The sequence below is a fragment of the Mucilaginibacter sp. genome, assembly GCF_965277465.1.
Taxonomy (GTDB): Bacteria; Bacteroidota; Bacteroidia; order Sphingobacteriales; family Sphingobacteriaceae; genus Mucilaginibacter.
Genome location: NZ_CBDICW010000002.1, coordinates 37,026 through 59,792, shown reverse-complemented (window position 1 = coordinate 59,792; position 22,767 = coordinate 37,026). Strand labels below are relative to the sequence as shown.

Sequence of the window (22,767 nt, the reverse complement as noted above, 5' to 3'; positions counted from 1 at the left end):
TATAAAATCTAAAAATTTAATATAAGCTCATACTAATGGATGCTAAACGAATTATAAGAAAGGTTGCCGTGCTTGGGTCTGGTGTGATGGGCAGCCGCATTGCCTGTCATTTTGCAAACATCGGCCTGCAAGTGCTGCTGCTTGATATTGTACCAAAAGATGCCCCTGCCGGTGATAAAAAGGCAAGAAATAAAATTGTGAACGATGCGCTTGATTTTGCACTAAAATCAAACCCATCGCCTATTTATTTTAAAGCATTTGCCAAACGCATTACCACCGGGAACTTTGATGATGATCTGTCAAAAATTGCCGATTGCGATTGGGTGATCGAAGTAGTTGTTGAGCGTTTGGATATTAAACAAAAAGTATTTGAATCGGTAGAAAAATACAGGAAACCGGGTACGCTTATTACCTCGAACACTTCTGGTATCCCCATCCATTTAATGACTGAAGGCCGGAGCGATGATTTTAAGCAGCATTTTTGCGGCACCCACTTTTTTAACCCGCCGAGGTATTTAAAACTACTGGAGATCATTCCCACAAAAGATACTTTACCTGCCGTTGTAGATTTTTTAATGGCCTACGGCGAAAAGTATTTAGGCAAAACTACGGTGCTTGCAAAAGATACCCCTGCGTTTATAGGCAACAGGATTGGCGTTTTCAGCATTATGAGTGTACTGCACTATGTTGAAAAAACAGGCATGACGGTTGAAGAGGTTGACAAGCTTACCGGCCCGGTGATCGGTCATCCAAAATCGGCCACTTTCCGTACTACCGATGTGGTGGGTTTGGATACCATGGTACATGTTGCCAATGGCTTATATGCAAACGTACCCGGTGATGAGGCCCGCGATTTATTTCAGCTGCCTGAATTTGTTAACGGGATGGTTAAAAACAACTGGCTGGGCAGCAAAACCAACCAGGGCTTTTATAAAAAGGAAAAAACAGGAGGCACTAACCAGTTTTTTGCCCTCGACCTGAAAACACTGGAATACAAACCATCGCAAAAAGTTAAGTTCCCGTCTTTAGAAACTACTAAAACGGTTGACAGCTTGAAAGACAGGCTTAAAATTCTGTTTGCGGCGAAAGATAAAGCCGGAGATTTTTACCGGTCGACCTTTTACCAGCTTTTTGCTTACGCCAGTAACCGTATCCCCGAAATCACCGAAGAGTTTTATAAAATAGATGATGCCATGAATGCCGGCTTCGGCTGGGAAATGGGCCCCTTTGAAAAATGGGACGCCTTAGGCGTAGCCAATACGGTTAAAGAAATGGAAGCAGCAGGTAATAAACCCGCTGCCTGGGTTTACGATATGATAGCCGCAGGCGCTGCAAGCTTTTACAAGATCGAAGATGGCAAACGCCTGTTTTATGATATTGCATCAAAAAGCTATAAGCTGATACCGGGTACAGAAAACTTTATCCTGCTGGATAATATCCGTACTACCCATACTTTATGGAAAAACAGCGGCACTACCATTACCGATATTGGCGATGGTATTATCAACCTGGAGTTTCACACCAAAATGAACACCATTGGCGGCGAAGTGATTGAAGGTATTAATAAAGCCATCACTCTTGCCGAAACCAGCTACAAAGGTTTAGTGATCAGTAACGAGGGTGCTAATTTTAGTGCCGGCGCTAACGTAGGTATGATATTTATGATGGCCGTTGAGCAGGAGTTTGACGAGCTGAACATGGTGATCAAGGCATTTCAAAATACCATGATGCGTATCCGTTACTCATCAATACCTGTTGTTGCGGCACCACACCAGATGGCGTTGGGCGGCGGCTGTGAACTGTGCCTGCATGCTGATAAAGTGGTTGCCCATGCAGAATTATATATGGGTTTGGTTGAGTTTGGCGTGGGGCTTATTCCCGGCGGTGGCGGCACCAAGGAGTTTGCACTCCGCTTAAGCGATGAATTGCAGGATGGCGATGTAGAGCTGAATAACTTCCGCGACAGGTTTTTGACCATTGGCCAGGCTAAGGTATCAACCTCTGCCTATGAGGCGTTTGAATTAGGCTACCTTAAAAAAGGCCGCGACCAGGTTGTTTTATCACGCAACAGGTTACTATCCGAAGCAAAACAGCAATGCCTGCAATTGGCAGAAGAGGGTTATGTACAACCTGTTCAGCGTACTGACATCAGGGTGCTGGGTAAACAGGCACTTGGCCTGGGTTATATTGGTGCCAATACCATGTTCAGCGGTAATTATATCAGCGAGCACGATGTTAAGATCTCCCAAAAGCTGGCCTATGTGCTTGCCGGGGCCGACCTGTCGCAGCCTACCCAGGTAAGCGAAGAATATTTACTGAACCTGGAGCGCGAAGCATTTGTTTCGCTTTGTGCTGAACGCAAAACCCTTGAACGCATCCAATCTATTTTAAAGGGCGGAAAAGTATTAAGAAACTAATTAAAGAAAGAAAAGACATGAACGCATATATAGTTGCAGCCTGCCGCAGTGCTGTTGGAAAAGCAAACCGGGGCGGTTTTAGGTTTACAAGGCCCGATACCCTTGCCGCCGATGTGATCAAACACCTGATGGTAAGCGTACCCAATGTGGATAAAGAGCGGATTGAAGATGTGATTGTTGGCAACGCCACCCCCGAGGCCGAGCAGGGGCTGAACGTTGGCCGCCTGATCTCGCTAATGGCGCTGGATACGGATAAAGTACCCGGAATGACCGTGAACCGTTATTGCGCTTCGGGACTTGAAACCATTGCCATTGCATCAGCCAAAATACACAGCGGTATTGCCGACTGCATTATTGCCGGTGGTGTTGAAAGCATGAGCCTGCTGCCAATGGGTGGCTGGCGTATAGTACCCAATGCTGATGTAGCTTTAACTCATCCTGATTATTATTGGGGAATGGGCTTAACAGCTGAAGCCGTTGCCCGCGAATATAAAATTGGCCGCGAAGAGCAGGACCAGTTTGCCTATCAATCGCACCAAAAAGCAATTAGCGCAATAGCAGCAGGCAGGTTTAAGGACCAGATTGTACCCGTTAACGTGAAAGAAACTTATGTTGACGAAAGCGGCAAAAGAAAAACAAGAGAATTTATTGTAGATACAGACGAAGGTCCGCGTGCAGATACCTCAATGGAGGCTTTAGCAAAACTAAAACCTGTGTTTGATGCCCGCGGATTGGTAACTGCAGGCAACTCCTCACAAACAAGCGATGGTGCAGCTTTTGTAATGGTAGTTAGCGAGCGCTTTATGAAAGCCAATAACCTTACGCCTATTGCCCGTTTGGTTAACTATTCGGTAGTAGGTGTGCCGCCGCGTATTATGGGTATAGGTCCGCTTTACGCCATTCCCGAAGTATTAAAAAGAGCAGGCCTGAAACAGGACGATATTGAACTGTTTGAATTGAATGAGGCCTTTGCATCACAATCATTAGCGGTAATAAAAGGCCTGGGCCTTAACCCCGATCTGATCAATGTAAATGGCGGTGCCATTGCATTGGGCCATCCGCTGGGTTGCAGCGGTGCCAAACTATCGGTACAGCTGTTTGACGAGCTTAAACAGCGGAAACAGAAATACGGCATGGTTACCATGTGCGTAGGTGCCGGGCAAGGTGCAGCAGGCATATTCGAACTATTAAATTAAACATCAACATATTAAAACGATATATCATGAGTACCGCAATAGAAAACAAGCATTTAAAGGGAGGCGAGTTCCTCATAAAAGAAACTTTAGCCGGAGATGTTTTTATCCCTGAAAACTGGGACGAAGAACAGCTGATGATAGCCCAAACCTGCCAGGACTTTGTTGAACAAAAGGTGGTTCCGGTTTTAGACCGTATTGATGCCGCGGAAGAAGGCCTGATGGTTAGTTTAATTAATGAGGCGGGTGAGTTAGGGATCCTGAGCGTATCAATCCCCGAGGAATATGGTGGTTTTGGTAAGGATTTTACCACTGCCATGCTGATCAGTGAAAAAACCGGGCCGGGTGCATCATTCTCTGTGGCTGTAATGGCACATACCGGTATTGGCACACTGCCGATACTTTATTATGGTAATGATGAGCAAAAAAACAAATACATCCCCAAGCTGGGCAGCGGTGAGTGGAAAGGTGCTTATTGCCTTACCGAGCCGGGAGCAGGCTCAGATGCAAACTCGGGCAAAACCCGTGCAACGCTATCAGCGGATGGCAAGCATTATATCATCAACGGTCAAAAAATGTGGATCACCAATGCAGGTTTTGCTGATGTGTTCACCGTTTTTGCCAAAATAGATAACGACGAAAACCTGAGTGCCTTTATTGTTGAAAAAGGTTACGAAGGCCTGTCACTCAACCCGGAAGAACACAAGATGGGTATAAAAGGGAGCTCTACCCGCCAGGTGTTCTTTAATGATTGTAAGGTTCCTGTTGAAAACCTGCTTTCGGAACGTGGCAATGGCTTTAAAATAGCCGTTAACATCCTGAATTTAGGTCGTATAAAATTAGGCGGCGCTGCATTAGGTGCTTCAAAATCGGTAATTACCAATGCGGTACGTTACGCTAATGAGCGGGAGCAGTTTGGCCGCCCTATTGCAAAATATGGTGCCATCCGTTATAAATTAGGCGAGCAGGTGATCCGTGCTTATGCTGCCGAAGCTGCCATGTACCGCGCCAGCCAAAACATTGAGGATGCTATTCACAACCTGATTGAAGGTGGCATGGAAGCATCAAAGGCAAAGCTTAAAGGTACCGAGCTGTTTGCTATTGAAGCTGCCATTATAAAGGTGCATGCATCAGAGGCGTTGGATTATATTGTTGATGAAGGTGTACAGATTTATGGAGGAATGGGTTACAGTGCCGAGGCACCGATGGACCGTGCTTATCGTGATAGCCGTATTAACCGCATATTTGAAGGCACTAACGAGATTAACCGTATACTAACGGTGGATATGATCCTGAAACGTGCGATGAAGGGCGAGCTTGACCTGATGGGCCCTGCTCAAAGCGTGGCAGCCGAATTAATGAGCATTCCTGATTTCAATACAGCCGAAGAAGATCTCTTCACCAAAGAGAAAAAATACATATCCAACTTTAAAAAGGCCGTTTTATTAGTCGCCGGTGCAGCCGTGCAAAAGCTAATGGCTAACCTGGCCAAAGAGCAGGAAGTATTGATGTACCTGGCCGATATGCTGATTGAAACCTACGTAAGCGAATCACTACAATTAAGGGTTGAAAAATTAGCCGGGCAGCGTGGCGACGAAGCCGTAAAAGATCAGATTGATATAATGCAGGTTTACATAAGGGATGCCGCCGATAAAATTTTTAAAGCAGGTAAAGAAGCCTTAAACTCTTTTGCCGAAGGGGACGAACGCAGAATGATGATGACCGGCTTAAAACGTTATACCAAAACCGAAGACTTCAACACTACCGCAGCACGCAGGCGCATTGCAGCAAAACTGATTGAACAAAATAAATACTGCTTCTAAACCAAACCGATCTTCATTTACAGACCTATAAACTATTGTTCACATGATAAATGCAACAAGATTATTTGATTGTATCAGCGATCAGGCCCTTAATCCAAGGGCTGATCTGCTGAATGCCAAAGTGAACGGCGTATGGAAGTCATTCAGTACAGTTGAGGTACATGAAAAAATTTACCAGTTGGCTGCTGCACTTCTTGAAATGGGGATCTCGGGGGGTGATGGCACAACCATTGGCCGGGATAAAGTGGGGCTGATCAGCAATGGCAGGCCCGAGTGGCTGATAGTTGATTTGGCAGTTCAGCTAACCGGGGCCATATTGGTGCCACTTTATCCCAATACCAGCTTAAAAGAAATTGAGCAAATATTAGTGGAGGCCGAGGTTAAATGCATTTTTGTAAGCGATGCCGATCTGTGCGGTAAGATCAATGCAGTTAGTGTACACGTGCCTTCGCTTAAATCTATTTTCTCGTTTGATGAGATTGAGAGCTGCAAAAATTGGAAACAGTTATTTAAGCCCATTACAGATGCTGATCGTGATAAAATAAAAACAAGTATTGCTAAAATTAGCGAAGATGATGTAACTACCATTATTTTCACATCGGGCACTACCGGCAGGCCAAAGGGCGTAATGCTTACCCACAAAAATATTGTTAGCAACGTAATAGGGTCGGGCGAGGTATTGAAGCAGATCCCGATTGCCGATAAACGCGCCTTAAGCTTTTTACCGCTTAACCACATTTTTGAAAAAATGTGTACGTACATCTATCTCTTTTATGGTTTCTCCATTTATTACGCCGAAAGCATGGATACCATCGGCTTAAATATGAAAGAGGTTAAGCCTTATATTTTCACCGCCGTTCCGCGTTTATTGGAGAAGGTGTTTGAAAAAATAATGATAGAGGGGCAAAAACTTACCGGGGTAAAAAGAAAGATCTTTTTATGGTCGATTGAAGTTGCCGAGCAGTTTGAAAATACCGGCAACAGCCCTTGGTTCAATTTAAAATTGGCCCTGGCCGATAAACTTGTTTACAGCAAGTGGCGCAATGCCATAGGCGGTAATGTTAAGGCCATTGTGGTAGGCAGTTCGGCATGCCCGGTTAGATTAGCCCGGATTTTTACCGCAGCCAAAATGGTTGTGCTGGAAGGCTATGGCCTTACAGAAACATCCCCGGTAATATCAGTTAACCAGTTTGATCCTAATTACAGAAAGTTCGGCACCGTTGGCCATTTAATAAAAGATGTACAGGTTAAAATTGCTGCCGATGGCGAGATATTAACCAAAGGCCCAAGCGTTATGGTGGGCTATTATAAAAACCCAGAGCTTACAGCTGAAGTGTTGGAAGATGGCTGGTTCCATACCGGGGACATTGGCGAGCTTGATACAGATGGATTCCTGAAAATAACAGACCGGAAGAAAGAGATCTTTAAAACATCGGGCGGTAAATATGTGGCTCCCGGCCCTATTGAAAACCGGATGAAAGAAAATCCTTTTATTGAGCAGATGATGGTTGTTGGCGCCGAAAGAAAATTCACATCGGCCCTGATCGTACCATCGTACCCTAACCTTAAACTATGGTGCACACAAAATAAACTCAGCTTTAATTCAAATAAGGAGATTGTAAACGATGCAGCAGTAATTGCATTGTTTCAATCCATTATAGAAACCTTAAACATTGAATTTAACCATGTTGAACAGGTTAAAAAGTTCAGGCTGCTTGAGCATGAGTGGACCATTGACGGAGGCGAACTAACCCCTACCGGTAAAATGAAACGCCGTACTATTTTAGAAAAATATAAAAACGAAATAGAAAAAATGTATACCAGCGATATTGGCAACGCTGCGCTAACCCATTAATTTCACTTCCTATCCCAATAATAATACCTATGAATACCATCCAGATAAACGTTGAGGATAAGCTTGCTATTATTACCTTAAACAGGGGGCGCTCAAACCCTATTAATATGGAGATGCTTGCCGAGCTGATAAGTACGGTAAAAGATATAGAGGCCGATGACACTATCGGCGGGCTGATCATCACCGGGAAGGAAGGATTTTTTTCGGCAGGGATAGACCTCATAGAGGTTTATAACTATAACGAAGCCGAAAGCAAGAACTTTTGGACTAATTTTCTGTTAATGCAAACAGTATTGGCCAGCTTTAAAAAGCCCTTTGTTACCGCAATAACCGGGCACAGCCCGGCGGGTGGCTGCATTATACCCATTTGCAGCGATTACCGGGTTATGGCTGCCGGGCAGTATATCATCGGGCTTAATGAAATTCCTGTTGGGATTATAGTGCCTGACAGTGTATTTAGCTTGTATTCGTTTTGGTTAGGCAGCCGCAAGGCTTATCAATACCTGTTAGAGGGTAAATTGCTTACTGTTGATGAGGCCCTTAAAGATGGGTTGATTGACGAGGTTTGCGAAGCAGGGGATGTATTGGCTTCAGCAGAGAAAAAGATCCGCTCTTACATGAAACTGAACGCCGCAACCTGGAGCCAGAGCAAAGTTAATTTGCGAAAAGAGCTGTCGGCCAAAATGCAGGCAGATAACAGTGCCTTATTAGATAAAATGCTGCAGCAATGGTGGGCGCCCGAAACACGCCTATCCCTGCAAAAAGTGATTGAAAAATTGACCAAACCAGTTACCAGATAAACCCATGCAAATACCTGATATAAATAACGATGCCGATAATGGAATGCTCAGGCCCGATGCTTTTAAGGGTAAAACCATTATTGTAACAGGCGGTGGCACAGGGCTTGGAAAAGCTATGGGTACTTACTTTTTAAAGTTAGGTGCCAACCTGATAATTACCAGCCGCAAGTTGGATGTGCTGCAAAAAACTGCTGCCGAAATGGAAGCCGAAACAGGCGGCAAGGTATTGGCCCTGTCCTGCGACGTACGCAATTATCCCGAAGTTGAAAACGTGCTTAATAAAGCTATTGAAACCTTTGGCAGTGTAAATGCCATAGTAAACAATGCGGCAGGTAATTTTATATCACCTACCGAAAGGCTTTCGGCCAATGCGTTTTCAACCATTATTGATATTGTGCTTAAGGGCTCGGTAAATTGCTCGCTTGCAATTGGTAAATACTGGATCAGGGAGAATATGCCGGGCAATATTTTAAATATTATTACCACTTATGCCTTCACAGGTTCGGCTTATGTAGTACCTTCGGCATGTGCAAAGGGTGGTGTGCTGGCCATGACGCGTTCATTAGCAGCCGAATGGGGCAGGCACCAGATCCGCACAAATGCTATTGCCCCGGGGCCATTCCCTACCAAAGGTGCATGGGAACGCCTGCTACCTGGAGAAATGGCCGAAAAGTTTGATTTTAAAAACAGGGTACCATTAAAAAGGGTAGGCAAACACCAGGAAATTGCGAACCTGGCCGCTTATCTTATCTCCGATTATTCGGGATATATTAATGGCGATGTGATTACCATTGATGGCGGCGAATGGCTGCAGGGTGCAGGCCAGTTTAACGGCCTGGAGATGATAACCAATGATATGTGGGATGGTATTGAACAATTAACCCGGTCTGCAGGGGGCAAGTAACCGGTAAAAAACATATTGATAATGATTGCACAAATTTTATTCATCATCATACTGGCAGCGGCAGTTTACCTGTTTACAAAAAACGCAGGTAAAATAAGGCGTAATATATTATTAGGAAAAGATACCGACCGGTCAGACAACCCGGCACTCCGCTGGAAAACGATGGCAAAAGTAGCCCTCGGGCAAAGTAAAATGGTAAAAAGGCCGCTGGCCGCTGTAATGCACTTTTTCATCTATGTGGGTTTTGTGATCATCAACTTAGAGGTGTTAGAGATCATGATCGATGGCGTATTTGGCTCGCATCGCATCTTTTCAAAACCCTTAGGCGGATTATACGACCTGCTGATCGGCAGCTTTGAGGTCCTGGCCCTTTTGGTATTAGCAGCCTGCGTAGTTTTCCTGGCAAGGCGCAATATTGCCCGCTTAAAGCGCTTTAGCGGCGTGGAGATGACCGAATGGCCAAAATCTGATGCGAACTATATCCTCATCATCGAGATCTTGCTGATGAGCGCATTTTTAACCATGAACGCTGCAGACCATAAATTACAGCTGCTTAATTTCGGCCATTACCTTAAGGCAGGCAGTTTCCCGGTAAGCGGTCTTTTAAATGGCATTTTGCCAAACAATACGCATTCGCTCGAATTAATAGAACGTGGCTGCTGGTGGTTCCACATTGTAGGCATACTGGCATTTTTAAATTACCTGCCTTATTCAAAGCATTTTCATATCCTGCTGGCTTTTCCAAACACCTATTATTCAAACCTGCACCCTAAGGGGCAGTTTACCAATATGGCATCGGTTACCAACGAGGTAAAGGCTATGCTCGATCCATCCTTTGTACCCGATAGTACTGGCGACGTGGCAAGATTCGGCGCAAAGGATGTAACCGACCTTACCTGGAAAAACCTGATGGAAGCCTATACCTGTACCGAGTGCGGCCGGTGCACCAGCGTTTGCCCGGCAAATATTACGGGCAAACTACTATCGCCCCGTAAAATAATGATGGATACGCGCGACAGGATAACCGAAGTGGGCAACAACATAGATAAACATGGTAAGGACCATACAGATAATAAAACCTTGCTTGATGATTATATCACCCGCGAAGAGTTATGGGCCTGTACCAGCTGCAATGCCTGTACCGATGCCTGCCCGGTTAATATTAACCCGCTGGAGATCATTACCGAAATGCGAAGGTATATTGTAATGGAAGAATCACAGGCCCCGGCAAGCCTAAACAATATGTTTGGTAATATGGAGAACAACGGCGCACCCTGGAAATATAGTAATGCAGACAGGTTTAACTGGAATAGCCCTACCTAAATCCTCCCCCAAAGGAGAGGACTTATAAAAATTTCCCATAAAATGAATAGGTTATAATGGACGATAATATACAAAATACTAATAGCCCCATTTCCTCCGGAGAGAGCCGGGGTGAGGCGGTACCCACTATGGCCGAAATGGCTGCAAATGGAAAACAACCCGAAATATTGTTTTGGGTAGGGTGCGCAGGTAGCTTTGACGAACGTGCACAGAAAATAACCCGCGATATTTGTAAGATCCTGAACCATGTTGGGATCAGCTTTGCTGTTTTAGGCACAGAGGAAAGCTGTACCGGTGATCCGGCTAAACGGGCGGGGAACGAGTTTTTGTTCCAGATGCAAGCCATTGCCAATATACAGGTGCTGGATGCCTATCAAATTAAAAAGATAGTAACCGGCTGCCCGCACTGCTTTAATACCATTAAAAACGAGTACCCCGGTTTGGGTGGTAATTACGAAGTAATCCATCACTCCCAGCTTATCCAGCAATTAATTGACGAGGGTAAGCTTAAGGCTGAAGGCGGAGAAAGCTTTAAAGGCAAACGCATTACCTACCACGACCCTTGTTACCTGGGCCGTGGTAATAACGTTTACGAAGCCCCGCGCAAAGCCTTAGAGATTTTGGATGCCGAACTTGTTGAATTAAAACGATGCAAATCAAACGGTTTATGCTGTGGTGCCGGTGGCGGACAAATGTTTAAAGAGCCTGAAAAAGGTATAAAAGACATTAACCTTGAACGTATGAACGATATTACAGAATCAAAGGCACAGGTAGTTGCAGCCGCCTGTCCGTTTTGTATGACAATGCTGAGCGATGGCATTAAACACGGCAATAAAGAACAAGAGATACAGGTTTTGGATATTGCCGAGATAACTGTTAGGGCAAACGGCTTATAGCTTAAAGTATTTTATAGCGTTTATTAACTGTTTTAAGCCATTCGCGTGCAATCAGTTCATGCCCGGCAGGCATAGGGTGTACGCCATCCCATATCCAGTGCTCGGCAGGTGCTTTTAGGGTTGCCTTATCAAAAGCGGCCTGTAAAGGCACATAAACTGCATTATATTTCACAGCTATTGCTTTTACAATGGGCTGCCGCTTTTGTACCTCGGTAGTCCAGTTGGTAAGGTTTTTTTTCACCATGCCAACCGGTAAAATAAATGGCTCGCATATAACTAATTCAACGCCCGGTAAAGCACTAATAGTTTTTGCCAGTAAAGCATCGTAGGTATGGCCAAAATCATCGGCAGTTATTTTTTCGCCTTTTACCACTACGGCAAATACATCATTAATACCAACCAAAATACTTAACAGGTCGGGCTTAATATCCAGCGCATCCTGCTGCCAGCGTTCGGCAAGGTTATTTACGGTGTTACCACTAATACCCCTGTTAAAAAATTTATAATCCCGGTCCGGGTATTCATAATTAAGTCGGCTGGCAATCAGATAAGCATAATCCTGCCCGAACAGATGGTTCCAGTCCATGTTATTGCTACGCCCGCCATCAGTAATAGAATCCCCCTGAAACAAAAACGTTTTTGACACTGGGGAATCCAATGGCCTATCCCCAGCCATAGCAGGCAATATGCCCGGCAAAGTGATAGCGGCTGCGCCAGCCAGCGATATTTTTTTCAGGAAATCTCTTCTGTTATCGTTCATAATTATTGGATAATTAATTTTTAAGCAGCTGCCTTAATGCTGCTTATTGCTCTGATTTATTTTAACGCCTAATTCTGCAACAGCAATGCCGTTACCGCTAACCACATGTAATACAGCAAATTTAAAATAGCGGCGGCTAACCGGCTTAACCAGCTGTACAACCTGCTCAACAGGATTTGATTTAATGTTCGAGAATTCGCCTGTAGCTGCCTCCTCCCATTTTACACCATCATTACTGGTATAAAAAGCATATTTATCTGCTATGCCTGCTTTTTCTTTATCCTGCCGTGGCAAATAAGTAAATGCCTTTATGTTTTGTACACTTCCCATATCAATACTGATCTCCTGCGGATACTGAATACTTTTAGTCGAATCATTACTAAGCGTACTCCAGAAAGTAGCCGCATTCTCATCAATGCTGGATGATACATTGTTATCGCCTCGGGATATTTTGCCCATTACTTTCCAACCCGATTTTGAAAGGTCAAATTTTTGTGTACCCAGCACTCCTGTTGTATTATCAGCATAAAAACTTCGTGCCTTAACAATACCGCCGTTAGTTAATTGAAAAGGTGCTTTATATAATGGTGATTTCAGGGTTGGCTCCATCCCGTTCGTAGTGTAATGAATACTGCTTACAGGTGCATCGCTTATAATACTAACCGAACCATTTAAATCGCGCTTAATTATTGGTGCCGATAAATGTACAGGCTCTTTAAAAAGACCAAAATCGCTCAATGCAATACAAACCGGCGATGCCGTAATGCGCAGCCTTACTTTGCTTGCAGTAATATTGTTTGGCAGGCGGATCAGCCTGTTTGCACCAATACTGGTAACCGTTGCTATCTGCTGCCAGTTACCGTTTAGCAAGGCATCAAAAGCAGCACCTTCAATACGCTGCCCTAACTTAATGTTTTCGCGCAGGCGGATAACGTTAAATGTTTTTGGCTGATGAAGATCAATTACCAGCTCCGGTTTGGTGATCCTATCATCGGTAGCCCAGTACGAATATCGGTTATTATCCAGCAAAAATGCAGGCCCGTATTTAGCGGCATTGCCCCCGCGTATATTGCTGGCTTTTAAAGCAGCACCCTTAGCCAGGTTATTGGCAAAGGTTTGTTTAATAAGTTGGCCAAATTGTTTTAATACAGCTACATCTTCATTGCTCAGTACTCCATCTTTATTAGGTGATAGGCCAAGATCAAGGCAGGCACCACGACCCACACTTTTATAATAAAGATCAAATAAATTGTACGCAGATTTTGTTTGCCCATCCTGCGACTGGTGATAGAACCAGCCATTTCGTAAAGGCACATCACATTCTGCAGGGATCCAGTAATCACCATTACGGGTACCTTCTGTAGCCTCTTCATAAAGCGAATAGCCGTTGGCTGGCTTTTTGCCTTTATCAGGGGCTTTGGGTGTATAGGTAGCCCAATATGTTTCGCCGGCATGGCCCTCCTCGTTACCCACCCATCTAACATCCGGACCAACGTCACCAAAAATACTGGCACCGGGTTGCATTTTACGGGTTATAGCCCAGGTGGTATCCCAGCCATAATAATCTGAGCGGTTAATTGTGCGCACTGCCCTGGCACCGCCATAATAGCCGTCGCCCCCGTTTGCTCCATCATGCCACGACATAAACAGCTTTCCATAATTAGCATATAATTCTTTTAGTTGTTTCCGGTATATATCGGTTACGTATTCCGGCTTTCCGTATAAGGGATTATTCCTGTCCCAGGGCGAGCAGTAAACACCCATTTTCATTCCTAACTTTTGGCAGGCCAGCTGATACTCCTTCAGCACATCACCCTTACCATTTTTCCAGGGGCTTTTGCTGATGTTATGTTCTGTAGTTTTTGTGGGCCAAAGGCAAAAGCCATCATGGTGCTTGGCTACAACCACTATTCCTTTAAAGCCGCCGCTTTTGGCAGCACCTACTATTTGCATGGCGCTGAAATGCTTAGGGTTAAAAATCTGCGGATCTTCATCGCCATAACCCCACTCTTTATCGGTATAGGTAGCCACGCTGAAATGGATAATACAATACATATCCGTTTCCTGCCAGTTTAGCTGGCGTGGTGCCGGCAACACACCATAAGGTTTTGGTGGCGCCTGTGCAAAAGCTGTTAGCAGGCTTGCCGATAAGAGGCCGAGCAATATTAATTTTTTCATTTATTCGCTTAATTTTTTAACCAGGCCGATGGAATATCCTGCGGCTCTGATCCGTTTAAACTGTACTTTAATTTTAATGTGTAACCACCGCCGCCTTCAATAAAATCAAGGGCGATATTGTGTAAACCTTTTTTTAATGCTACCTGCCCGCTTTTTTCAATAGCCGAATGCAGGCCATCATTGTTAACCACTTCGCGGCCTGCAATTTTCAAGGCCCCCCCATCATCGCAGGTAAGGTAAAAACTGTAAACACCATCCTGCGGTATTTCAAGATAGCCCCTGTATTTTAGTCCGAAACTTGGCGCTTCGGCTGCCTTGGGTACAACAATGCTGTAAACTGTAAAAACACCGTCGGGCTTGGTATCAGGTATCAGCGAAGCCAGTTTATAAAACTGCTGATATGCTTTACAAATCAAGCCATTACTGATATGGGCTGCCGTTTCTGGCAATGCATAACTTTGCTTTTGATATTTAACATCATAAATATCGCCATGACTACCGTCAGATTTAAATGCGGCCACTTTGATCTGCTGCGATTGCTCAATTACCAGTGGCTTACTTAAAACAGCCGAATTACTTTGTGGTAAAGTACCATTCAGCGTGTACCTGATAGTTAAACCCGGTAATGGCTTTTCAATGGCCAAAGTATCCTTATCAGTAAATACATTTGATTCTAAAAAACCTGACAAATCCGGCAGCCTGTAATGTACATTCAGCTTATCAAGCCGGGTGTATTGCTCATTAAGGCGTTGCAGGTAAAATTTATAATCAGGGTGATTGGTCCACAGTACTTCGGCAAGGGCAGTCATCCTTGGCATATACATATAATCGGCCCGTTTTTCAGACGGGATCCCTTCTGTCCATATGTTTGCCTGTGCGCCAATAATATTCTTTGCTTCTATATCTGTTAATCCTTTTGGGACGACTGCAAAATTGTAAACCGCAGCAATTGAATTTTTATCCGGAGCGGCATCAAAATATAAAGGGCTGCCCGGCGTCATAATTACTTTATTGCCATTTTTTGCAGCTTCAACAGGGGCTTTGGGCACCCAGGTGCGCCAGTACATTACAATAGCCGAAGGGCTTACACCACCCTCAATAATCTCGTCCCAGCCAATCATTTTACGGCCCTTTGAGTTAAAGAACTTTTCCATCCGGTTAATGAAATAGCTTTGCAAGGCAGGCAGGTCTTTGATCCCCTCACGCTTCATCAACTCTTTGCAAGCGTCAGATTTAGCCCAGTCGCTGCGGTCAACCTCATCACCGCCAATATGAATGTATTGGGATGGGAAAATATCCATGATCTCTGTAAACACGTTTTCGGCAAACTCAAAGGTGCTTTCGTTACAGGGGCAAATAGGTTTGGTAAATAACGTGCCCCATTTGTTTTCGCCATTGCAGGTTAAAAACGGATAGGCGTTTATAGCAGCCATCATGTGTCCGGGCATATCAATTTCGGGTATGATATCAATATGCCTGCTTAGTGCATAAGATACCAATGCCTTCATTTGCACCTGCGTGTAAAAACCACCGTAAAGGGTTTTACCATCCTTATGGATAATATGTTCAGGGTCTATATTAAAATCAGGGTTATCAACAGCACGTTTCATACAGGCCGAATCCTGATTATTGAAAGTGCGCCATGCACCCTGTTCGGTTAGCTTCGGATATTTTTTTATTTCTATGCGCCAGCCCTGGTCGTCGGTTAAATGCAGGTGCAGCTTATTCATTTTGTAAAGCGCCATTACATTAATAAACTTTTTTATATAAGCTATTGAAAAAAAGTGCCGCGATACATCCAGATGCATACCTCGCCACTCATAAGCGGGCCAATCATCAATACGCACGGCTGGCAGCGCCAAACTTTTAAGCGTAATAATACCAGCCTGCTCAACAGCTGGCGGCAATAATTGCCTTATGCTTTGCACCGCCATAAACATACCCTGTTTGGTTTTAGCCGAAAGGATAATTTGACCGGGCGTAATGCGGATACTATAACCCTCGGGGGCTGCTATAGTGGCATCGTATATTAAACTGATGTTATGCTTCGTTAGGTCACCAGTAACTTGTTTAAGTGGTTTTCCCAGGCTGTTTGCAAAATACTGACCAAGTATATCTGCCTCATTTTTAAACAAACCTTTATCGGGCAAAACTATAGCAGTGGCCGGGGTAATTATAAAATTGCCATCCATTGCAGTAAGCGAGGCCGGGTATGGGATGATGGGGTACCGTACATTTTTTCGCTGCGCGATACCATTAACATTTAGCAGCGCTGTAAACAAAAAAATGAGCGCTGTAATTCTGTAGTTCACCATAGCTATACTTCTTAGTTGTTTTTTAAAGTAGATTTAAGGTAATTGATTAAGTTTAAAACGAATCACCTCTATTGATTCCTTTTGCCGGGAGATGATCACATACATATATCCATTACTGATAGTTGTATGCGGATAACCGTACTGGCCGCCTTTCCATAAGCCTTTTTGTTTAAGCTGATAAAGCTCATCAGCTATAATGTATTGCTTGTTAAAATACTTACCATCGGCAGCTATAGCTAAAACCAATGGATTGCGGTCATAATGATGCAGTGTGTCAGGTATGCCTACATAATAATACCGTTTATCTGGCAGCCTGCCAAAGTGAAACTTACTGTCGTTATCGCTAAAATTGGTTTCGTTTGGTTTTGACCATATGCTGCCATTATCCCTGCTTTCGGTAAGCCAAAGCTTCCCTTTCCAGCCCTTGCCGGTAACCCTTAAAAGCATGTGGAGCACCGCATCATCTGTTTGAAAGAATGAACCTTCACAAAGCGGTGGCAGGCCAAGCTTTTCTGCCGGTTTATAAAAAGTTGCTGAATTATCCTGGGTATATAAAGAATCGGGGTAAAAGCTGCTCATTTTCCAGCCTGCTAAACCCGACCGGTCATCGGTATAAGGAAAACTAAAATTACCACTGATAATGAGCCTTCCGTTTTTAATAGCCTCGGGTCCATGATTTGGAATGAGCGGGAGATGCAGATCTATTGGCTTGCTCCAATGCAGCCCATCAGTAGTAGTTTTGGCCCAAAGATGGGTATGTGTACGGTCTTTTTCATATTCGCCGTAATAAGCAACCAGGGTATCTTTAAACTGGTAAAAGCCTGCTGCTGTGAGTATATTTTGGATACCATTTACAGCTTTTGATGGCTGGGCCAATACTTGTGGTGCCGGCCATTGTTTAAAATCTTTTGAAACAGAGAACACCACCCGCTGCCCTGGCGAATCCTCATCAATCAAGCCGTTTGACCATATAGCTATCAGCTTCCCTTTAAATACAGCAATAGCCGCATGGTGGTTATAAAGCCAACCTTTTACCGGCGAATAAATTATGCTCCGCTCAATTTTTAAATGCGTAAGGCCGTTTTGGATTGTATAATTATTACGGATGCCGCTTTGCTGGGCGTACCCAAAACTGCAGGCAACAGTTAATAATAAAATCCATAAAATAACTTTTAACAGTGATTTCATACCTTACAAACCTATCCTTTTAAAACGTAATCCGTTAAAAAAAACCGCTCCGGAAAATCCGGAACGGCTCTTAAATAAATCAACCTCAATAAATTATTTGTCCCACCAAACGCGGGCTTTAGGGTTAAATGTGTTTTGGCCGCCATAATTAGCAACCGCAGCATTAACATTTGCACCATTTAAAGTAAACTCGCTTTGCGGATATGGCATTTTGCGCGGAATAGTTTGAGAGATACTGGTTGGATTAGGTACCAGTGCCGGGTAACCTGTACGGCGCCAGTTGGCCCATACCTCATCCCCATCAAACGCGAAACCGGCAACCCAAAACTCTGTATTTACCTGTGCTATTTGCTGCTCGGTGGTACCACTAAGCGGGTTTTGAAGCAGGTAAGCCGATATTTGTGCCGATGTAATGGTAGGGCTGGTTGGCAACAGGCTTAAGGATTGCATGTGCGCAGTAATACCAGCCTGGTAAAGTGCGTTTGCATCGCCGGTAATGTAGCCGCGTAATACGGCCTCAGCTTGTAAAAACTCCACTTCGGCATACGGGAAATCAAAAAACGGGGTAGCCTCGGTACCAAAAACATCATACCTGATCCTTACATTGGGTGCAGGGTCTGTAGCGGTAAAGCTATAGCCTATATAGTCGCTGGTTGTATTTGATGTAATAGTTCCGCCGCTCGAAATCTGCTTATCGTAAATAGCCCCGTAATATTGTAACCGCGGATCGCCGCTGTTTTGCATGTGAGTAACCAATGTTTTATGCAGAAAGAAGTGTTCAACCCCATCGTTCAGCAAAAAGTTAAACCCGTTTGGTAGGGCTATGCTGTGTTTTAATACCGGCATATCGCTATTGCTGGTCATTAAGCCATCGGCAACAGCTTCTTTAGCCAGGGTAGCCGCTTGGGTTGGGTCTACTTTTATTAAACGCATACCCACACGCAACAAAAGCGAAGCCGCCAGTTTTTTCCATTGCAAGGCATTGCCCGCATAAAACTGATCACCTTTTACAGTTTGGGTACTGTTTGCACCTAACAGGGTGATGGATTCGCGCAGCTCCTTGATCAGATCGGTATAGATCTGCTGTTGCGGATCATAAGCTGGCGTATAAATATGCTCTGTTAATGCTTTACCTGCCTGGCTATACGGAATATCACCATAAAAATCGGTAAGCTTTTGGTATACATAAACACGCCATATCCGTGCTGCGGCATAGGTGCTGGCCAGGTTAGGCTGCGTTTTTAATACCGGTATTACGTACTCAAGGTTGTTGAGCACCGGCCTGTAAAAATTGTTCCAGTACCGTGAACCAATACCATCAGACTCGACATAAGTGGTACCCGACCAAAACGAAGTATAGCCGTATTGCATAAATGCATGGCAATAATTGGTACGGGGCTCCATATCCTGGTCGGATGTTTTTACCAGGGCATCAGAGAGTAGTGCGCCCGGGTCTATTGATGTTACTGCATCCGGGTTAAGGTTGTATTTGGCAAAATCTTTGGTACAGCTGGTTATAGTGGTTGCCGTAAAAAGTAAGGCCAATATGTTGTATGCTAATTTTTTCATGATTTTTTCCCTTTCAGATAAGATTAAAAGCTAACATTCAAATTAAAGCCATAGGTTCTGCTGGTTGGCAGGCCGCCGCTGTCATAACCAAAGCCCTGGCCAATACTGTCTGATGCTTCCGGATCAAAAGTTGGCAGATCTTTCCTGATAAAGAAAAGGTTACGGGCAATTAGTGAGAAGGTTGCGCTTCTGACAGGGGTTTTAACCAACAGGTTTTTCGGTAAGCTATAAGCTAAAGAAATCTGGCGGAACTTAATAAATGTACGACTGAAGATGTTTGACTGATCAATGATCTTATCGGCATTTCCATTATCATTATACTGGATATAAGGGCTGTAAGGAAGGGTATTTTTAACATACACCGGTGCGGTTGCTGTACCTGTATTAACTACCCCGTTAGGAATATAATTACCATCGCGCCCCAATAACGACGCTTTTGAGTTACCAAAGTAATTAGTCCAGGTGGCACCTGCTTCATAAACCTGTCCGCCAAATTGCCCGTCTATCAGGAAGCTGAAAGAAAAGTTTTTATAGGTGAACGTGTTGGTTATACCGCCAGACCAATCAGGATTTGCACTGCCTAAATAGGTTTCGTTTGAGTTTTTGGCAATGATAACCGAGTTTGGTGTACCGCTATCGCCTAACTGTGAGTTCTCTGTTTGGTAAACTATCTGCCCGTCAGGCGCTCTTTGGTACGATGAGCCGAAGATTGAACCAAGCGGGTAGCCCACTTTTGCTTTTATATTGTAATAAAAATCAATCCCGTTAGCACCTATTGATGGTGCCAGCGCGGTTACCATATTTTTATTTTTAGCCGCATTTAAGCTTACATTCCAGGTAAAGGCCTTGGTTTTTACAGGGCTGCCTGATATTAGCAGCTCGAGCCCTTTGTTATACATTGAGCCGGCATTAAAATACAGCGAATTAAAGGTAGATGCATTACTAATGGTTGATTGCAACAAAAAGTTATCAGATTTTTTGTAGTAGTAAGCCACATCTAGCGATATGCGGTCGTTAAAAAACCTTAGCTCGGTACCAATCTCTGTTTCTGTAGTTGTCTCAGGCTTTAAACTTGCCGGCGGCACGGTTGAACCAGTTAGCTCGGCATTGGTTATGCCATTTAATGTTGGCTGCAAGGTAAACGTAAGGTTGGTTAAGTTAGGGATAGGGTTACTACCGGTTTGCCCTATTGATGCCCTTATTTTACCAAACGACAATACTTTTGAATCAATATGCAAAGCATCTGTAAACACATAGCTTAAGTTAGCTGATGGATAAAACAGGTTGATTTTGAAACCCGGAACTGTTGATGCCAAAGCAGAGTACCAGTCATTACGGCCGGTTACTTCTAAAAACAAGTAGTTATCATACCCAAACTGTGCCGAAGCAAATACTGCATTGGTTTTGCTGCGTGGGGTATGTGCCTCTGTTGGCGGGTTTATGTTTTTACTGTTATTAAAGTTAAGTAGCGTAGGATCGATAAAGTTATAAGAATAAAGATCAAGCGAGTATTGTGTAGCATCCTGCAGCTCGGCGCCTGCAAAAGCGCTCACGGTAAACTTTTTAAATTTATTATCGTAGCTCAGCATTCCGCGTAAGTCGGTTTTTTGCTGCTGGATGTTGGTTGTTCTGTATACCCCACCGGTATTGATCACGTTATTAGGATAAACTACAAATAGTGCATTGGTGTTTAAATAATCAATACCACCAATAACATTTGCATGCAGGTGGCTGGTAATATCATAGGTAATATTGCCTGATGACAGTACCCTATCCTGCGTTTGATCGTTCTTTACCTTTTCAATCTGTACATAAGGGTTTGCATTATAGGTTGACAGGAAATTACCATCGGCATCCTTTGCATCCAATAGCCTTATATCGGTAGTATTGGCAATACGCGGGTAGCTTAAGCCAAAAGAGCCACGTCCGTCGCCACGTAAAAGTGGTGCATTTAAGCGTAATGTTCTGGATAGATCAACCTTAAAGTCGGTATGTAATCTTTTGCCAAAATCCTGGTTTAACCTAAACACGCCATTGTAACGCTCATAACCCTCGTTTGGAGTAGGTGAATTATCCCTTGTATCTGACAGGGAAATACGGTACGAACCATCATCAGTACCCTTTGTTAAGGCCACACTGTTGGTTGAGGTTAAGCCGGTTTTAAAAAACCTGTCGAAATTTTGAGCAGCTGTTTGTGCTACATAAGGTTTAGTTTTACCATCTATATCAATAAAAGGCTGTCCCTGTATCTTTGCACCCCATGACCATCCCGGCGGATCACCTGAGTTATCTTCCAGTTGTCCGTAAAATATAGGGTTGCTATAATCAGCAGGCGTGTAAGCCCTGCCATAAAAACCACGGCCATATTGGTATTGCAGGTTATCATAAGGCACCATTTTTTCAAATACGGTATTGCTGTTAACTGTAACACCCAGGCCTTGTCCTTTTTTACCTTTTTTTGTAGTGATCAAAATAACACCAGCCTGTGCGCCACCACCATAAAGTGCGGCAGCTGATGCGCCTTTTAACACACTGATTGATTCAATATCATCGGGGTTTATTGATGATAAACCATCGCCCGGGTCTGATCCTCCGTATACTTTGCCGCCATCATCCGTGTTTTCGCGGGTGGTGCTGTTGATCGGGATACCGTCAACTACATATAAAGGCTGGTTTGAGCCCGAAAATGATGAGTTACCGCGCAATATTACACGCGATGAGCCACCCGGCCCGTTTGGAGGCGATTGTACTACCAAACCTGCCACCTTACCTGCAAGTGCATTAACAAATGTAGGTTCGCGGGTTGTTGCTACCTCATCGCCGCTAACTTGTGTAATAGAATAGCCTAAACGTTTTTCTTCTTTTTTAATACCCAGTGCGGTTACTACCACTTCGTTCAAAACGCCCGAAGGTGCCATTGAAATAACAAGCGGAGCATTACCGCTTACCTTTACCTCCTGTGTTTTGTAACCGATATAGCTTACCACCAGGATACCGCCATCGGGCACATCAATGCTGAAAGCACCGTTAACATCTGTTACTGTACCTGCATTTGATCCTTTTACCTTTACTGATGCTCCGGGCAAAACCTGGCCGGTTTCGTCAACAACTTTACCTTTTACACTTATGGCATTTAAATCTTCATTTACAGGCACAATAACCACTAAATGGTTTTGTAACTCGCTGTATTTTAAGCCCGAATTTGACAGCATTTGATCAAGCACTGCTGTAACCTCTTCGTTATCGGCATTAATACTTATTTTTTTGCCATTAGGTATGCGTTCGCTGTAAACAAAATGGTAACTGCTTTGCCGCTCAATTGCCGACAATACTCTTTTAAAATCAGCCGACTTAAAATTTAGAGTGACTTTAGTTTGGGAGTATACAGTTGCGGTTGCCTGGAGATTGAAGAACAATATTAATATAAATGTTAATTTCATTACTAATAAGGACTTTAATAACCAATACTTCTCTCTTACACCCAAAAATGGGTGTTTAAAAATTTTCATATATTTACTGAATTAAAGGTGATTAATTAGCAGAGCT

Annotated in this window: 14 protein-coding genes; 8 read left to right on the top strand and 6 right to left on the bottom strand. The window is 43.9% G+C overall.

Annotation, left to right across the window (positions count from 1 at the left end; all coding sequences use genetic code 11):
- Positions 1-35: 35 nt before the first annotated feature.
- The 8 genes from ACQY4U_RS12545 to ACQY4U_RS12510 all read left to right on the top strand — a co-directional run bounded on the left by ACQY4U_RS12545 (position 36) and on the right by ACQY4U_RS12510 (position 11,211).
- On the top strand, positions 36-2,417 hold the full coding sequence (locus tag ACQY4U_RS12545; RefSeq protein ID WP_428329787.1) for a 3-hydroxyacyl-CoA dehydrogenase/enoyl-CoA hydratase family protein: 2,382 nt from the start codon (positions 36-38) through the stop codon (positions 2,415-2,417).
- A gap of 17 nt (positions 2,418-2,434) precedes the next feature.
- Positions 2,435-3,613, top strand: a complete 1,179-nt coding sequence (locus ACQY4U_RS12540; protein ID WP_428329786.1) for an acetyl-CoA C-acyltransferase — start codon at positions 2,435-2,437, stop codon at positions 3,611-3,613.
- 26 nt (positions 3,614-3,639) lie between these two features.
- Positions 3,640-5,433: an acyl-CoA dehydrogenase family protein gene (locus ACQY4U_RS12535; RefSeq protein ID WP_428329785.1), complete on the top strand. Its 1,794-nt coding sequence runs from the start codon at positions 3,640-3,642 to the stop codon at positions 5,431-5,433.
- 43 nt (positions 5,434-5,476) lie between these two features.
- Positions 5,477-7,288, top strand: a complete 1,812-nt coding sequence (locus ACQY4U_RS12530; RefSeq protein WP_428329784.1) for an AMP-dependent synthetase/ligase — start codon at positions 5,477-5,479, stop codon at positions 7,286-7,288.
- Between the two features lie 29 nt (positions 7,289-7,317).
- Positions 7,318-8,088, top strand: coding sequence for an enoyl-CoA hydratase/isomerase family protein (locus ACQY4U_RS12525; RefSeq protein ID WP_428329783.1), 771 nt, complete (start codon positions 7,318-7,320; stop codon positions 8,086-8,088).
- A 4-nt stretch (positions 8,089-8,092) separates the two neighbouring features.
- A complete protein-coding gene (locus tag ACQY4U_RS12520; protein ID WP_428329782.1) occupies positions 8,093-8,992 on the top strand; it encodes an SDR family oxidoreductase in 900 nt (299 codons plus the stop codon).
- 21 nt (positions 8,993-9,013) lie between these two features.
- Positions 9,014-10,315, top strand: a complete 1,302-nt coding sequence (locus ACQY4U_RS12515) for a 4Fe-4S dicluster domain-containing protein (RefSeq protein WP_428329781.1) — start codon at positions 9,014-9,016, stop codon at positions 10,313-10,315.
- Between the two features lie 128 nt (positions 10,316-10,443).
- Complete coding sequence (locus ACQY4U_RS12510; protein ID WP_428331747.1) at positions 10,444-11,211, top strand: (Fe-S)-binding protein; 768 nt, start codon at positions 10,444-10,446, stop codon at positions 11,209-11,211.
- 1 nt (position 11,212) lies between these two features.
- Here the strand turns inward: ACQY4U_RS12510 and ACQY4U_RS12505 are convergent, their stop codons facing one another.
- From ACQY4U_RS12505 to ACQY4U_RS12480, 6 genes are all read right to left on the bottom strand, one after another.
- Positions 11,213-11,971 carry a GDSL-type esterase/lipase family protein gene (locus tag ACQY4U_RS12505; protein ID WP_428329780.1) on the bottom strand — a complete coding sequence of 253 codons (759 nt, stop codon included), beginning with the start codon at positions 11,969-11,971 and terminating at the stop codon, positions 11,213-11,215.
- Between the two features lie 33 nt (positions 11,972-12,004).
- Positions 12,005-14,149, bottom strand: coding sequence for an alpha-L-fucosidase (locus ACQY4U_RS12500; protein ID WP_428329779.1), 2,145 nt, complete (start codon positions 14,147-14,149; stop codon positions 12,005-12,007).
- A gap of 8 nt (positions 14,150-14,157) precedes the next feature.
- Positions 14,158-16,464: a family 20 glycosylhydrolase gene (locus ACQY4U_RS12495; RefSeq protein WP_428329778.1), complete on the bottom strand. Its 2,307-nt coding sequence runs from the start codon at positions 16,462-16,464 to the stop codon at positions 14,158-14,160.
- A gap of 33 nt (positions 16,465-16,497) precedes the next feature.
- Positions 16,498-17,652 carry an exo-alpha-sialidase gene (locus ACQY4U_RS12490; RefSeq protein WP_428329777.1) on the bottom strand — a complete coding sequence of 385 codons (1,155 nt, stop codon included), beginning with the start codon at positions 17,650-17,652 and terminating at the stop codon, positions 16,498-16,500.
- Positions 17,653-17,745: 93 nt separating this feature from the next.
- Entirely contained in the window at positions 17,746-19,221 is a 1,476-nt protein-coding gene (locus ACQY4U_RS12485) for a SusD/RagB family nutrient-binding outer membrane lipoprotein (protein ID WP_428329776.1), read from the bottom strand.
- A 23-nt stretch (positions 19,222-19,244) separates the two neighbouring features.
- On the bottom strand, positions 19,245-22,730 hold the full coding sequence (locus ACQY4U_RS12480; RefSeq protein WP_428329775.1) for a SusC/RagA family TonB-linked outer membrane protein: 3,486 nt from the start codon (positions 22,728-22,730) through the stop codon (positions 19,245-19,247).
- Positions 22,731-22,767: the final 37 nt, after the last annotated feature.

Excerpts from the sequence above, each read along its gene's own strand:
- ACQY4U_RS12545 (WP_428329787.1), top strand. The coding sequence starts at position 36 with ATGGATGCTAAACGAATTATAAGAAAGGTTGCCGTGCTTGGGTCTGGT.
- ACQY4U_RS12540 (WP_428329786.1), top strand. The coding sequence starts at position 2,435 with ATGAACGCATATATAGTTGCAGCCTGCCGCAGTGCTGTTGGAAAAGCA.
- ACQY4U_RS12535 (WP_428329785.1), top strand. The coding sequence starts at position 3,640 with ATGAGTACCGCAATAGAAAACAAGCATTTAAAGGGAGGCGAGTTCCTC.
- ACQY4U_RS12530 (WP_428329784.1), top strand. The coding sequence starts at position 5,477 with ATGATAAATGCAACAAGATTATTTGATTGTATCAGCGATCAGGCCCTT.
- ACQY4U_RS12525 (WP_428329783.1), top strand. The coding sequence starts at position 7,318 with ATGAATACCATCCAGATAAACGTTGAGGATAAGCTTGCTATTATTACC.
- ACQY4U_RS12520 (WP_428329782.1), top strand. The coding sequence starts at position 8,093 with ATGCAAATACCTGATATAAATAACGATGCCGATAATGGAATGCTCAGG.
- ACQY4U_RS12515 (WP_428329781.1), top strand. The coding sequence starts at position 9,014 with ATGATTGCACAAATTTTATTCATCATCATACTGGCAGCGGCAGTTTAC.
- ACQY4U_RS12510 (WP_428331747.1), top strand. The coding sequence starts at position 10,444 with ATGGCCGAAATGGCTGCAAATGGAAAACAACCCGAAATATTGTTTTGG.
- ACQY4U_RS12505 (WP_428329780.1), bottom strand. The coding sequence starts at position 11,971 with ATGAACGATAACAGAAGAGATTTCCTGAAAAAAATATCGCTGGCTGGC.
- ACQY4U_RS12500 (WP_428329779.1), bottom strand. The coding sequence starts at position 14,149 with ATGAAAAAATTAATATTGCTCGGCCTCTTATCGGCAAGCCTGCTAACA.
- ACQY4U_RS12495 (WP_428329778.1), bottom strand. The coding sequence starts at position 16,464 with ATGGTGAACTACAGAATTACAGCGCTCATTTTTTTGTTTACAGCGCTG.
- ACQY4U_RS12490 (WP_428329777.1), bottom strand. The coding sequence starts at position 17,652 with ATGAAATCACTGTTAAAAGTTATTTTATGGATTTTATTATTAACTGTT.
- ACQY4U_RS12485 (WP_428329776.1), bottom strand. The coding sequence starts at position 19,221 with ATGAAAAAATTAGCATACAACATATTGGCCTTACTTTTTACGGCAACC.
- ACQY4U_RS12480 (WP_428329775.1), bottom strand. The coding sequence starts at position 22,730 with ATGAAAATTTTTAAACACCCATTTTTGGGTGTAAGAGAGAAGTATTGG.